Source organism: Streptomyces sp. NPDC002889, from assembly GCF_042888425.1.
Lineage (GTDB): Bacteria > Actinomycetota > Actinomycetes > Streptomycetales > Streptomycetaceae > Streptomyces.
This window is the reverse complement of sequence record NZ_JBIAPT010000008.1, coordinates 127,927-141,310: the sequence shown is the minus strand read 5'-3', so window position 1 is coordinate 141,310 and position 13,384 is coordinate 127,927. Positions and strand designations below refer to the sequence as shown.

Genomic DNA, 13,384 nt, shown 5'->3' with positions numbered 1-13,384 from the left:
AGACCGGCTGTACCCCGAGCCGACGGGCGAGGTGCGCATGAGTCTGTCTCTGCGTTTCGCCGCCGGATCGCACAAAGGCATGATCCGGGAGGGCAACGAGGACTCCGGTTACGCCGGCCCCCGTCTTCTGGCCATTGCCGACGGCATGGGCGGCCAGGCCGCCGGCGAGGTCGCCTCCTCGGAGGTCATCTCCACACTCGTCACGCTCGACGACGACGTGCCCGGCTCGGACATCCTCACCTCGCTCGGCACCGCCGTACAGCGCGCCAACGACCAGCTGCGGATGATGGTCGAGGAGGACCCCCAGCTCGAGGGCATGGGCACGACGCTCACCGCACTGCTGTGGACCGGCCAGAGGCTCGGCCTCGTGCACGTCGGCGACTCCCGCGCGTACCTGCTGCGCGACGGGGTGCTGACCCAGATCACCCAGGACCACACCTGGGTGCAGCGGCTGGTCGACGAGGGCCGGATCACCGAAGAGGAAGCCACCACCCACCCGCAGCGCTCCCTGCTGATGCGCGCGCTGGGCAGCGGCGACCATGTCGAGCCCGACCTCTCCATCCGCGAGGTCCGCGCCGGCGACCGCTATCTGATCTGCTCCGACGGGCTTTCCGGCGTCGTCTCCCACCAGACGATGGAGGACACCCTCGCCAGCTACCAGGGCCCGCAGGAGACCGTGCAGGACCTGATCCAGCTCGCCCTGCGCGGCGGCGGCCCAGACAACATCACGTGCATCGTCGCCGACGTCCTCGACACCGACTCCGGCGACACCCTCGCCGGGCAGCTCAGCGACACCCCGGTCGTCGTCGGCGCGGTCGCCGAGAACCAGCACCAGCTGAACGACGGCGGCGCCATGCAGACCCCGGCAGGACGCGCCGCGGGCCTCGGCCGCCAGGTCCCGCCCCCCGGCGGCTCCTTCGGCCCGCCCGGCAGCGGTGACTCCGGCTACGGCGGCATGCCGCCCGAAGGCAGCTTCGGGGCCTACAGCGACGAGGACTTCGTCAAGCCGGGCAGCGGCCGCAAGTGGCTGAAGCGCTCGTTCTACATCGTCCTCGCCCTGGCGGTCGTGGGCGGCGGTCTGTACGGCGGTTACCGCTGGACCCAGACCCAGTACTACGTCGGCTCCAAGGACGAGCACGTCGCGCTCTACCGGGGCATCAGCCAGGACCTCGCCTGGGTCTCGCTCTCGGAGGTCGAGAAGGACCATCCCGAGATCGAACTCAAGTACCTCCCGCCCTACCAGCGCAAGCAGGTCGAGGCGACGATCACGGAGGACGGCCTGACCAAGGCCCGCGCGAAGATCGATGAGCTCGCCCAGCAGGCGTCCGCCTGCAAGAAGGACGAGCAGCGCCGCGACGCGGCCGACCGCGCGAGCACTCCGCCGCCGGGCGAGGGCCAGGCAGGCGGCACCGCCGGTACGCCCGAGTCCCAGAACGCCAAGACCAAGCCGAACGCAGCCACTCCCACTCCGAGTCCCAGCCTCTCGGAGGAGGAGCAGAAGCTGGCCTCGAACTGCGGCAAGCAGTAAAGGCTGTAGGGGGCCTTCTCCACCATGAGCGTTGTCACCAACACGACCACGATCGGCGCGATTGACGCACCGAGCCGTCGCAACACCGAGCTGATGCTGCTCGTCTTCGCCGTCGCGATCTCGGTTTTTGCGTACGCCAACGTGGGCCTCGCCATCAACGGCGCACTCCCGGCGGGCATGCTCGGCTACGGCATCGGGCTCGCCCTGCTGGCCGGCGTCAGCCACCTCGTGGTGCGCAAGTTCGCGCCGTACGCGGACCCACTGCTGCTGCCGCTGGCGACGCTCCTGAACGGCTTCGGGCTGGCTCTCATCTGGCGTCTGGACCAGTCTCCGCGCTTCCAGTCCCTCAAGACGTTCGCCCCCGCCGCCTCCAAGCAGCTGCTGTTCTCGGCAGTCGGCGTCGCCCTGTTCATCGGCGTGCTTATGCTGCTCAAGGACCACCGCATCCTGCAGCGCTACACCTACATCTCCATGGTGGTATCGCTGTTCCTGCTGGTCCTGCCGATGTTCTTCCCCGCGGTCAACGGTGCCAAGATCTGGATCAACATCCCCGGCGTCGGCACTTTGCAGCCCGGAGAGTTCGCCAAGATCGTCATCGCGGTGTTCTTCTCCGGCTACCTCATGGTCAAACGCGACGCCCTGGCCCTGGCCAGTCGGCGCTTCATGGGGCTGTACCTGCCCCGCGGCCGCGACCTGGGGCCGATCCTGGTCGTCTGGGCGATGTCGATCCTCATCCTGGTCTTCGAGACGGACCTCGGAACCTCGCTGCTGTTCTTCGGCATGTTCGTCGTGATGCTGTACGTCGCTACGGAGCGCACCAGCTGGATCGTCTTCGGTCTGCTGATGTCCGCAGCCGGCGCCGTCGGGGTCGCCACCTTCGAACCGCACGTCCAGGATCGCGTCACCGCCTGGCTCGACCCGTTCGCCGGCTACGGCAAGATCCCCGCCAGCGAGCAGATCGCGAAGTCCCTCATGGCCTTCGGCTCCGGCGGCACCCTCGGTACCGGCCTCGGTCAGGGCCACTCCGACCTGATCGGCTTCGCCGCCAACTCCGACTTCATCCTCGCCACGGTCGGCGAGGAACTCGGCCTCGCCGGGATGATGGCCGTACTGCTCATCTATGGCCTGATCGTCGAACGCGGCGTCCGCACCGCCCTCGCCGCCCGCGATCCCTTCGGCAAGCTCCTCGCCATCGGTCTCTCCGGCGCCTTCGCCATCCAGGTGTTCGTCGTCGCCGGCGGTGTCATGGGTCTCATTCCGCTGACGGGTATGACGATGCCGTTCATCGCGCAAGGCGGTTCCTCCGTGATCGCGAACTGGGCCCTGATCGGCATCCTGATCCGGATCAGCGACACCGCGCGCCGTCCCGCGCCCGCCCCCGCCCCGTCCCCCGACGCCGAGATGACCCAGGTGGTCCGACCGTGAACAAGCCCCTGCGCCGGATCGCGATCTTCTGCGGGCTGCTCGTCCTCGCCCTGCTGATCCGGGACAACTGGCTCCAGTACGTACGCGCCGACGAGCTGAACTCCCACAAGCACAACCGCCGCGTCCAGATCGAGCGCTACGCCTATGAGCGCGGCAACATCATCGTCGACGGCAAGGCCATCACCGGCTCGGTCGAGACGAACGACAACGACTTCAAGTACAAGCGCACCTACGTCAACGGACCCATGTGGGCACCCGTGACCGGATACGCCTCGCAGGCGTACGACGCCAACCAGATCGAGAAGCTCGAGGACGGCATCCTCAGCGGCAACTCCGACCAGCTCTTCTTCGACCGCACGATGGCGATGTTCACCGGCGACAAGAAGACGGGTGGCAACGTCGTCACCACCCTCAGCGGGGCCGCGCAGAAGGCCGCCTACGAAGGTCTCGGGTCCAAGAAGGGCGCCGTCGCGGCCATCGACCCGCAGACCGGGAAGATCCTCGCCCTGGCCTCCACCCCCTCGTACGACCCCGCCTCGTTCGCCGGCTACTCCGCCAAGGACGAGAAGGCGTGGATCGCGCTCGAGAAGGACAAGGACAAGCCCAAGCTCAACCGCGCCCTGCGCGAGGTCTACCCGCCCGGATCCACCTTCAAGGTGCTCACCGCCGCGGCTGCCCTGGAGCACGGCAAGGTCACGGACATCGACGCGCCGACCGAGACCCCCGACCCGTACATCCTGCCGAACACGAACCGGGAGATGGTCAACCACGCCAGCGGTTGCGAGAACGCCAGCCTGAACCGGGCCATGGAGGTCTCCTGCAACTCCGTCTTCGCCAAGCTCGGTGACGATGTCGGCCGCGAGGACATGGTGAAGATGGCCGAGAAGTTCGGCTTCAACAACCCCGAGATCGACACCCCGGTCCGGGCCGCCGCGTCCGTCTACGACAAGAACATGGACAAGCCCCAGAACGCGCTGTCGTCCATCGGTCAGTTCAACACCGCAGCCACCCCGCTCCAGATGGCCATGGTCACCGCGGCGATCGCCAACGACGGCAAGCTGATGAAGCCGTACATGATCGACAAGAAGGTGGCGCCCAACCTGGACCTCATCGAGCAGACCGAACCGGAGGAGATGAGCCGGCCGATCTCCGCGGAGAACGCCCAGCTGCTCCAGCGGATGATGGAGAACGTCGTCGAGAAGGGCACCGGCACCAAGGCGGCGATCGGCAACGGCATCACGGTCGGCGGCAAGACCGGTACGGCCCAGCACGGCGAGAACAACAGCAAGAACCCGTACGCGTGGTTCATCTCGTACGCGAAGGACAGCAACGGATCGCCTGTCGCCGTCGCGGTCGTCGTCGAGGACAGCGAGGCCAAGCGCGACGACATCTCCGGCGGCGGTCTCGCCGCCCCGATCGCCAAGGCCGTGATGCAGGCGGTACTCGATGGAAAGAAGTGACGAGAATCACGCCCGGCTTCCATACCTGCACATTGCGATACCGGTCGGGTATCAGCTGACGGTTGCGGGCGGATCAGGTCGGACGTGGCCGGTAGCGTATGCGCGAACAGCACACCGGCGGGCCACACGAGGGTGCGGTCGGGACTGACGGAGAGGGCTGGATCAGTTATGGAAGAGCCGCGTCGCCTCGGCGGCCGGTATGAACTGGGCTCGGTGCTCGGCCGTGGTGGCATGGCCGAGGTGTACCTCGCCCACGACACCCGGCTCGGTCGCACCGTCGCCGTGAAGACGCTGCGGGCCGACCTTGCCCGTGACCCGTCCTTCCAGGCCCGGTTCCGCCGTGAGGCCCAGTCGGCCGCCTCGCTCAACCACCCGGCGATCGTCGCTGTCTACGACACCGGCGAGGACTACGTGGACGGGGTCTCGATCCCGTACATCGTCATGGAGTACGTCGACGGATCCACGCTCCGGGAGCTTCTGCACTCCGGTCGCAAGCTGCTGCCCGAGCGCACGCTGGAGATGACGATCGGCATCCTCCAGGCGCTGGAGTACTCCCACCGCAACGGGATCGTCCACCGTGACATCAAGCCGGCGAACGTCATGCTGACGCGCACCGGCCAGGTCAAGGTGATGGACTTCGGCATCGCCCGCGCCATGGGCGACTCCGGCATGACCATGACCCAGACCGCGGCCGTCATCGGCACGGCCCAGTACCTCTCCCCGGAGCAGGCCAAGGGCGAGCAGGTCGATGCGCGCTCAGACCTCTACTCCACCGGCTGTCTGCTCTACGAGCTCCTCACCGTCCGTCCCCCCTTCGTGGGCGACTCCCCGGTGGCGGTGGCCTATCAGCACGTACGGGAGGAACCGCAGCCGCCCAGCAACTTCGACCCCGAGATCACGCCCGAGATGGACGCGATCGTGTTGAAGGCCCTGGTCAAGGACCCCGACTACCGCTACCAGTCCGCCGACGAGATGCGCGCCGACATCGAGGCCTGCCTCGACGGCCAGCCGGTCGCGGCGACGGCGGCGATGGGCGCGGTCGGCTACGGCGGCTTCTCTCCCGACGACCAGGCCACCACGGCACTGCGCCAGGCCGACGCAGGCGGCCAGACGTCGATGCTGCCGCCCATGAACCCCGACGACGGGAGCTTCGGCGGGTACGACGACCGTCCGGACCGCCGCCGGCAGAAGAAGTCGAACACCTCGACGATCCTGCTGGTGGTCGCGGGCATCCTGGTGCTTATCGGTGCGGTCCTGATCGGCAAGGCGGTGTTCGGCGGCGACGGCGGCGCCGGCGGTCAGGTGGCCGTGCCGCGGCTGGTGGGCAAGTCACTCGACGAGGCACGCATCACGGCCAGGAACGCGCACGTGAAGGTCCAGCAGTCCGACACGCAGCGCTGCGAGCAGCCCAAGGGCAGCATCTGCAGCCAGGTCCCCGAGAACGGCAAGATGGACGAGGGCGACACCGTCCAGGTGGTCGTCTCCGAGGGTGCGCCCCTGGTCGAGGTTCCCGACGTCGTCGACAAGGACGTGGACCGGGCGACGGAGATCCTGGAGAAGAAGAAGTTCGGCGTCGAGTTCGTGGAAGTCGAGTCCGCCGACAAGGATCCCGGCACGGTCCTGAAGCAGGATCCGGCGGGCGAGACCAAGGCCGAGACGGGCACCAAGGTGACCCTGACGGTCGCCAAGCAGACCAAGGTGGACATTCCGCCGGTGGTCGGCCAGCAGTTCGACGCAGCGAAGTCCCAGCTCGAGGTGCTCGGGTTCAAGGTCGAACGAGTCGACGTCGATGCGGAGAAGCCGGCGAACGAGGTCGTCGCGCAGAACCCGACGGGCAAGGCGGCCAAGAACACCAAGATCACCCTGCAGGTCTCCAAGGGCCCGCAGACGCCCCAGGTCCCCGTTCCCCAGATCCGGGGTGTGACGGTCGCCCAGGCCAAGCAGATGCTGGCCCAGAGCGGCTTCACGACCGTCGCCTTCGCCCAGAACAGCCCGCAGGACGACAACGCCGTGGTCCTGAACTCCGACCCGCAGCCCGGCACCCCGGTCGACCCGACCACCACGACGGTCACACTCACGACCGTCGGCGGCGGAGGCAACAACGGCGGAGGCAACAACGGCGGAGGCGGCTTCATCGGAGGCGGCATCGGCGACGACTGACGCTCCTGCGCACAGCCCGCACAGCACCACGCATGCAGCGAGCCCCGGCACCCACCAAGGGTGCCGGGGCTCGCTGCTGTACCGCCCTGCGTCTAACGCAGCTCGGTGGGCGGTGTGCGGGCGTTGTCGACCTTCTCCGTACGCTCCAGCTCGCCCCACACGATGTACCGGTAGTCCGACGTGTAGACCGGCGTACAGGTGGTCAGCGTGATGTAGCGGCCGGGCTTGGTCCTGCCCGACTCCTTCGGGACCGGCCGGAGCACCTCCACGTTGAACTTCGAGGTCTCCGGGAGCCTGCCGTAGACCTTGTAGACGTACCAGGTGTCCCGGGTCTCGAAGACGATCGGATCGCCGTCCTTGAGCTTGTGGATGTTGTGGAACTTCGCGCCGTGCCCGTCCCGGTGCGCGGCGAGCGTGAAGTTGCCCTTGTCGTCCCAGGGGAGCCCGGACTTGATCGGATCCGTGTAGTAGCCGGCGATGCCGTTGTTCAGGGCCTCGGTGTCGGTGCCCTTCTTCACCAGGACCTCGCCACTGCCCATGGCCGGTACGTGGAGGAAGCCGATGCCGTCCTTGGTGTCGAGTTCGCCCGGGCCACTGCTGGCCCAGCCGTCGCGGATCCGGTCGCCCTGCTTGGAGGCCTCCCGGTCCGCGAGAACATTCGTCCACCACAGCGAGTAGACGACGAAGAGCCCCAGCACCACGCCTGCGGTGATCAGCAGCTCTCCGAACACACTGATGGCGCCGGAGATCCGGCCTCGAGCACGTGCCACTGCACCTGTTCCCGTCTTGAAGTCCTCGGCGTTTCAGCGTTCGAGCGTCGCGGTGTCAGCCGACGAGTGCATCGGGTTTGCCCTTGCTGCGCGGCCGTTCCTCGACCATCTTGCCCCACACGATCATTCGGTACGTACTCGTGAATTCCGGCGTACAGGTCGTCAGGGTGATGTACCTGCCGGGCTGGGTGAACCCGGAACCCTGCGGCACCGGAGCGATCACGCTCACGTTCGACGGAGACGTCTGGGGGAGGATGCTCTCCATCCGATACGTGTAGTAGGTGTCCTGCGTCTCGACGACGATCGGGTCACCCGGCTGGAGCTGGTTGATGTAGCGGAACGGTTCACCGTGGGTGTTGCGGTGGCCGGCGACCGCGAAGTTGCCCTGCTTGTCCTCGGGCATCGCGGTCTTGAGCTTCCCCTCGCCGTAATGGCCGACCATCCCGCGGTCGAGGACGTCCTTCTTGCTGATGCCTTCGGCGATCGGCACGACGACATCCAGCTTGGGGATGTACATGATGGCGAAGCCCTGACCCGGTTCGAACGCATCGGGCTTGCGGCCCTTCGCCCAGCCGTCCTGGATCTTGTTCGCCTCGGCGCTGGCTTCCTGGCCGGCGAGTATGTTCGTCCACCACAGCTGATAGGTGACGAACAGCAGCATCAGTACACCGAAGGTGATGAACAGCTCCCCGATCGCGCGACTGGCGATGACCGCCGGACTGTCCTTGAGCGCACGCGCCGCACGACGGGCCTCGACGCGCGACAAAGGCTTCGCCGGCATGCCGGTGGCCCCCGGGGCCGTGGCGGCCCCCGGGGCGCCCTCAGGGCGCCTGCGGCCCCGTCCCTTGGCAGCCCTGCGGCGTTCCGCGCGGCCGGGACCGGGCCGGGGCTCGGTGGCTCGCCGGGTGTCCGACGTGCGCAGGGCGACGGTCTCGTCGTCCGGCGCCGGAATCGCGCCGGTCACGCGAAGCTGCTCCGGTTCCGGTACCGGTGCCTGCGCCGGCAACGAGGCGACGGCCGGCTCGGGCGGGGACGCCTGCCGCGCGTGCGAAGGCTGCGCGTACCAGTCCCGCTGGTATCCCTCGGGGTCGTACCACTCCTGTGGCTGCTGTGGCTCCTGCTGACGTGGTGCGTCCCCGGCACCGGGATCATCCGTCGCCCGGTACCACGGTGAGCCGGGCTCCCCCTGCGGCAGCGGGTCCGTCAGTGGGTCGTACCCCGGCTCGTACCCGTTGTCGTATTCGTACTCGCGCTCGTAGTCGTGCTCGTGGCCGGGGCGCACGGCACTCACGCCACAGCCTTGCCCACCACCGGTGCGAGCCCCGCCGAACGCCCGACCGCCCCTGCGTCGCCGCACTGCACCAGCCAGTTGGCGAGCATCAGATGGCCATGCTCGGTGAGGACCGACTCGGGGTGGAACTGCACGCCCTCGACGGCCAGTTCACGGTGCCGCAGTCCCATGATGATGCCGTCGGCCGTACGCGCCGTGACCTCCAGCTCGTCGGGAAGATCGGCCGGAACAGCGGCCAGGGAGTGGTACCGGGTCGCGGTGAACGGCGACGGCAGCCCCGCGAACACGCCCTTGCCCTGGTGCGTGACCGGCGAAGTCTTACCGTGCAGCAGCTCCGGGGCGCGGTCCACCACACCGCCGTAGGCCACCGCCATCGACTGCATCCCCAGGCAGACACCGAACACGGGCACGCCCGTGGCCGCGCAGTGGCGCACCATCTCGATGCACACACCGGCCTGTTCGGGCGCGCCCGGGCCCGGGGACAGCAGCACACCGTCGAAGCCGTCCTGTGCGTGCTCGAGCGCGACCTCGTCATTGCGCACCACTTCGCACTGGGCGCCGAGCTGGTACAGGTACTGCACGAGGTTGAAGACGAAGCTGTCGTAGTTGTCCACCACGAGAATCCGTGCGCTCACCTGCCCGCCCCTTCCCCGTCAACCGTCACATCGTTGAACGGGAGCAGCGGCTCCGCCCACGGGAAGACGTACTGGAACAGCACATAGACGACCGCCAGAGCCAGCACGAGCGAGATGACTGCCCGCACCCATGCGTTGCCCGGCAGATGCCGCCAGATCCAGCCGTACATGCCGTCCCTTTCCGTTCGGTACGGGACCAGAGTAGAGGGCTGCAGGGGTGCGTGGGTCACCTGCGCAAAGCTTCCGGTCTGCCGTCGGTCACAGGCTGCGTGGCATCCAGATGGGCCCAGACCACGAGCCGGTGGCTGCTGCCCCACTCCGGCTCGCAGGTCGTCAGCGTCAGATACCGCCCTGGCGTGTCGAACGGAGCCGCGCCGGATCTCAGCGGCCGCGGTACGGGGCCGATGACGCCGATGTCGCTCGGGACGGTCCGGTACGGCCTGTTCACGACGCGGTAGGTGAACCACGTCGTGCCGTCCGACAGCACGACCGCATCCCCGGGACGCAGCCGCGGAAAGTCCTTGAAGGGGTCTCCGTACGTGCGCCGATGACCCGCGACGGCGAAGTTTCCCCTTCCGCCCAGCAACGCGGTGGAGCCGTAGTGCCCGAGCCCCTTCTTGAGAACGCCCGCCCCGGTGCCCTCCAGGACCGGCCAGTCCCACCCCCCACCGAAACGCGGGACGTACATCACCGCAAAGGGTCTGCCGGCCTCGTACGCCGTGGGGGCCGGCGGCGCGGTGTGCTCCGGGGCGCCGGGCTCCAAGGGGGTCTCGGCCCAGGTCCGTTGGAGGCGGTCGATCTGCCCCTGTGTGGCGCTGTCTGCCTTGATTCCGGTCCAGAACAGCACGTACACGACAAAGAGCACGATCAAGGTGCCGACGGTGATGCACAGTTCACTCAACGTCCGCACAAGGACACGCACGGACACCGTCTCCCCCAGAACTGCTCCAGGAACTACTTCACGGGCTTCGCGTAGTGGAGATCCACTGTGCCCGAGTAGCCGGGGAGAGTCACCGCCCCGAGCTCGTCCACTTTCCAGCCGAGGCCGTACGCCTGCACATACAACTGGTAGTTCTCGATCGCCGGTGATTGTGCGAGCGCCTTCTTCAGCGCCTTCTGGTCACCGACAGCGGTGATCTTGTAGGGCGGCGAGTAGACGCGGCCCTGGAGGATCAGCGTGTTGCCCACGCACCGCACGGCGCTGGTGGAGATCAGCCGCTGGTCCATCACCCGGATGCCGCGCGCACCGCCCTGCCACAGCGCGTTGACGACGGCTTGCAGATCCTGCTGGTGGATGACCAGGTCATTGGCCTGCGGCTCGGGGTAGCCGGGCGCCGCCCGGGCGTTGGGCGGGGCGTCGTTCAGGGTGACGGTCAGAGCCTGGCCCCTGATCGCCTCGGTGCCGGCCGCCTTCTCCAGCGCCTTCAGCTTGGCATCCTCGGCCCGTGTGGAGCCGTCGTCGCGCTGTGCGAGCGAGTCGACGTCATCGCGCACCGACACCATGGATTCCTCGAGCGTGCCGTTCTTGTCGCTGCGCTGCTTGATCAGGTCGGAGAGCTTGAGCATCGAGGCGTCCGTACGCAGATCGGTACCCCTGGCGGTGTTGAAGCTGGTCACGAAGATCAGTCCGGCCAGGGCGAACACAGCGGCCGTCAGCAGGCGGACCGGCTTCCAGGACGATCGGCGAACCGGCCCTTGGGTGGAGTCGGCAGAATTGCTCAACGTACCCTTATCTCCTTCGGCGCCACGGAAGCACTACGCTAACGGACGCCCGGGGGAGGCAGTGGCCCCCCTCGCTTCCAGCCCCGGCGCCAGCCACAGTTCCCTGCGCGGTCACGCAGCGCATCGACAGGAGAGTCCCTCGTGCCGAAGTCACGTATCCGCAAGAAGGCCGACTTCACGCCGCCGCCGGCAGCGAAGCAGGCGACGAACATAAAGCTGACGAGCCGCAGCTGGGTCGCCCCGGTGATGCTCGCGCTGTTCCTGATCGGGCTTGCCTGGATCGTTCTGTTCTATGTGACCGAGGGCGACCTGCCGATCAAGAGCTTCGGCAACTGGAACATCGTGGCCGGCTTCGGCTTCATCGCCGCCGGCTTCGGCGTCTCCACCCAGTGGAAGTAGCTGCTCCGCAGCCATGCCGTCAAGCTGTGCCCTGAGTTATCCACACCGTTGTCCACAGCGGGGGAAAAGGTCAGAAGATCTGTGGATAACTCTCCAGCCGTTGACGCCGGTGTGACCGCATCGGCCATGCGCGTGAAGCAATCCGCCCCTTGTCTCTTCTGGGAAACCCCAGCTCAGAGACAAGGGGCACGCTTGTTCCCCACAGCTTGCACAAGATCCGGCACGCGCTGTGGACAACTTTGGGGAAAGCCCGCGCTCAGGCGAGCGCGGCGGATCTGGCGATCACTGCCACGACCAGGGTCAGGAGCGTCGCCGCACAAACGCCCCCCTGCACCAGGTTGCGGTGCTCGCGCGGTGCGTAGAGCAGACCGACAGTGACCAGGGCGCCGATGATCAGGCCACCGATGTGGCCCTGCCAGGAGATGTTCTCCCGGGTGAATGTGAAGATCAGGTTGATCGCGAGGATCACCGCGACCGGCCGGATGTCGAGGTTCGTGCGCCGCGCGAGCACCACCAGCGCGCCCATCAGGCCGAAGACGGCTCCCGAAGCGCCCAACGACGGCTGGTTCCCGGGCGCCAGCAGATACGCCAGGACGCTGCCGCCCAGGCCGGAGAGCAGATAGACGGCGAGATAACGGATGCGGCCCAGCTCCGGCTCCACCAACCGGCCCAGGAACCACAGGCCGAGCAGGTTGAACGCGATGTGCGGCACCTCTTCGTGCAGGAACACCGCGGTGATCAGGCGGTACCACTCGCCGTCCGCCACTCCCACGATCTCGTCGCCGAGCTGTGGGCTGCGTGCGTATCCGATCAGCTCCGTCTCGGCGACGAACCGCTCACCGAGCGCGAGCACCAGAACGAACACCGCGGCGTTGATCGCGAGGAGGATCTTGGTGATCAGCATCGGGTCGGCTGTCACCGCACCGCCCGCGACCGTCCGCGGCTGGTTGGCACCCGGCGCGTGCCCCGTACCGGATCCGGTCCGTACGCACTCCGGGCACTGGAAGCCGACCGACGCGCTGACCATGCAGTCCGTGCAGATCGGCCGCTCGCAGCGGGTGCAGCGGATGCCGGTCTCCCTGCCCGGATGCCGGTAGCAGACGGGCAGGCCGTGAGAGTCCTGCGGCTCCTGCGGACGGTCCGACGCCTGCTCCATGAGATCCCCTCATCCTTCCGAGCTCACAACCTCGCCCCGTCCATCCTTACGGACGGACGGGGCGAAAAGGTTCCCCGGGGAACAAGCCGCGGGTCAGCGGAGGACCGCCTGTGGATCAGCCCTCACCGCTCAGCCCTTGCGGGTCTCCACGACGACGGACTCGATCACGACGTCGTTGACCGGGCGGTCGGTGCGCGGGTTGGTCTGGGCGGCGGCGATCGCGTCCACGACCTTCTTGCCGGCGTCGCCGGTGACCTCGCCGAAAATGGTGTGCTTGCGCGTCAGCCAGGCGGTGGGCGACACGGTGATGAAGAACTGCGAGCCGTTGGTGCCCGGGCCCGCGTTGGCCATGGCCAGCAGGTACGGCTTGTCGAACGCGAGGTCCGGGTGGAACTCGTCCGCGAACTCGTAGCCCGGGCCACCCGTGCCGTTGCCGAGCGGGTCACCGCCCTGGATCATGAAACCGCTGATCACGCGGTGGAAGACCGTGCCGTCGTACAGCTTGTCCGTGGACTTCTTCCCGGTCGCCGGGTTGGTCCATTCACGCTCGCCCTTGGCGAGTTCCACGAAGTTCTTGACCGTCTTGGGCGCGTGGTTCGGCAGAAGCCGGATCTCGATGTCGCCTTGGTTGGTCCTGAGGGTGGCGTAAAGCTCCTCGGCCACGTTCTGCCTTCCGTAAGTCGTCTCTGACGTCTCACGATCCTCGCACGGAAGGGTTGGTTACACGGAAAAGCCGCCGAGTCGTCGCCGCACGGGCGCGTTTTGGGGGGAACCATGGCATCGTCGTCCGCAAGCTCCCGACATGACCCGGATGCCCGCCCCGCATGCCGAGACGGCC

Annotated in this window: 13 protein-coding genes; 5 read left to right on the top strand and 8 right to left on the bottom strand. The window is 67.6% G+C overall.

Features of this window, described 5'->3' with window-relative positions:
• Nucleotides 1-37 precede the first annotated feature (37 nt).
• The 4 genes from ACFYWI_RS14085 to pknB all read left to right on the top strand — a co-directional run bounded on the left by ACFYWI_RS14085 (nucleotide 38) and on the right by pknB (nucleotide 6,573).
• Nucleotides 38-1,528, top strand: coding sequence for a Stp1/IreP family PP2C-type Ser/Thr phosphatase (locus ACFYWI_RS14085; protein WP_389230462.1), 1,491 nt, complete (start codon nucleotides 38-40; stop codon nucleotides 1,526-1,528).
• A gap of 24 nt (nucleotides 1,529-1,552) precedes the next feature.
• Nucleotides 1,553-2,953 carry an FtsW/RodA/SpoVE family cell cycle protein gene (locus tag ACFYWI_RS14080; protein WP_389230459.1) on the top strand — a complete coding sequence of 467 codons (1,401 nt, stop codon included), beginning with the start codon at nucleotides 1,553-1,555 and terminating at the stop codon, nucleotides 2,951-2,953.
• Nucleotides 2,950-4,413, top strand: a complete 1,464-nt coding sequence (locus ACFYWI_RS14075) for a peptidoglycan D,D-transpeptidase FtsI family protein (RefSeq protein ID WP_389230456.1) — start codon at nucleotides 2,950-2,952, stop codon at nucleotides 4,411-4,413. The genes ACFYWI_RS14080 and ACFYWI_RS14075 overlap by 4 nt, the downstream gene beginning before the upstream one ends.
• 168 nt (nucleotides 4,414-4,581) lie before the next feature.
• A complete protein-coding gene (gene pknB, locus ACFYWI_RS14070) occupies nucleotides 4,582-6,573 on the top strand; it encodes a Stk1 family PASTA domain-containing Ser/Thr kinase (protein WP_389230452.1) in 1,992 nt (663 codons plus the stop codon).
• 92 nt (nucleotides 6,574-6,665) lie between these two features.
• Here pknB and ACFYWI_RS14065 read toward each other — a convergent pair whose 3' ends face one another.
• The 6 genes from ACFYWI_RS14065 to ACFYWI_RS14040 are packed head-to-tail and all read right to left on the bottom strand — an operon-like array spanning nucleotide 6,666 to nucleotide 10,991.
• Nucleotides 6,666-7,343 carry a class E sortase gene (locus ACFYWI_RS14065; RefSeq protein ID WP_389230448.1) on the bottom strand — a complete coding sequence of 226 codons (678 nt, stop codon included), beginning with the start codon at nucleotides 7,341-7,343 and terminating at the stop codon, nucleotides 6,666-6,668.
• Between the two features lie 55 nt (nucleotides 7,344-7,398).
• Nucleotides 7,399-8,634: a class E sortase gene (locus ACFYWI_RS14060; protein WP_389230445.1), complete on the bottom strand. Its 1,236-nt coding sequence runs from the start codon at nucleotides 8,632-8,634 to the stop codon at nucleotides 7,399-7,401.
• The gene (locus ACFYWI_RS14055) at nucleotides 8,631-9,269 is read right to left on the bottom strand and encodes an aminodeoxychorismate/anthranilate synthase component II (protein ID WP_389230442.1); all 639 of its coding nucleotides are present in this window, start codon (nucleotides 9,267-9,269) and stop codon (nucleotides 8,631-8,633) included. The genes ACFYWI_RS14060 and ACFYWI_RS14055 overlap by 4 nt, the downstream gene beginning before the upstream one ends.
• Entirely contained in the window at nucleotides 9,266-9,499 is a 234-nt protein-coding gene (locus ACFYWI_RS14050; protein ID WP_389230987.1) for a hypothetical protein, read from the bottom strand. Before ACFYWI_RS14050 ends, ACFYWI_RS14055 begins: the two co-directional genes overlap by 4 nt.
• A complete protein-coding gene (locus ACFYWI_RS14045) occupies nucleotides 9,496-10,197 on the bottom strand; it encodes a class E sortase (RefSeq protein ID WP_389230439.1) in 702 nt (233 codons plus the stop codon). Before ACFYWI_RS14045 ends, ACFYWI_RS14050 begins: the two co-directional genes overlap by 4 nt.
• 26 nt (nucleotides 10,198-10,223) lie before the next feature.
• Nucleotides 10,224-10,991: a DUF881 domain-containing protein gene (locus ACFYWI_RS14040; RefSeq protein WP_389230436.1), complete on the bottom strand. Its 768-nt coding sequence runs from the start codon at nucleotides 10,989-10,991 to the stop codon at nucleotides 10,224-10,226.
• 141 nt (nucleotides 10,992-11,132) lie between these two features.
• Here ACFYWI_RS14040 and crgA point away from each other — a divergent pair, with 141 nt between their 5' ends.
• Entirely contained in the window at nucleotides 11,133-11,390 is a 258-nt protein-coding gene (gene crgA, locus ACFYWI_RS14035) for a cell division protein CrgA (protein WP_389230433.1), read from the top strand.
• A 256-nt stretch (nucleotides 11,391-11,646) separates the two neighbouring features.
• Here the strand turns inward: crgA and ACFYWI_RS14030 are convergent, their stop codons facing one another.
• Nucleotides 11,647-12,546 (bottom strand): rhomboid family intramembrane serine protease, encoded by a 900-nt coding sequence (locus tag ACFYWI_RS14030; RefSeq protein ID WP_389230430.1) that lies wholly within the window; start codon nucleotides 12,544-12,546, stop codon nucleotides 11,647-11,649.
• A 129-nt stretch (nucleotides 12,547-12,675) separates the two neighbouring features.
• Nucleotides 12,676-13,209 carry a peptidylprolyl isomerase gene (locus tag ACFYWI_RS14025; RefSeq protein ID WP_389230427.1) on the bottom strand — a complete coding sequence of 178 codons (534 nt, stop codon included), beginning with the start codon at nucleotides 13,207-13,209 and terminating at the stop codon, nucleotides 12,676-12,678.
• Between the last annotated feature and the right edge of the window lie 175 nt (nucleotides 13,210-13,384).

Bases quoted from the DNA above. Each gene is read 5' to 3' on its own strand.
- ACFYWI_RS14085 (WP_389230462.1), top strand. From the start codon at position 38: ATGAGTCTGTCTCTGCGTTTCGCCGCCGGATCGCACAAAGGCATGATC.
- ACFYWI_RS14080 (WP_389230459.1), top strand. From the start codon at position 1,553: ATGAGCGTTGTCACCAACACGACCACGATCGGCGCGATTGACGCACCG.
- pknB (WP_389230452.1), top strand. From the start codon at position 4,582: ATGGAAGAGCCGCGTCGCCTCGGCGGCCGGTATGAACTGGGCTCGGTG.
- ACFYWI_RS14030 (WP_389230430.1), bottom strand. From the start codon at position 12,546: ATGGAGCAGGCGTCGGACCGTCCGCAGGAGCCGCAGGACTCTCACGGC.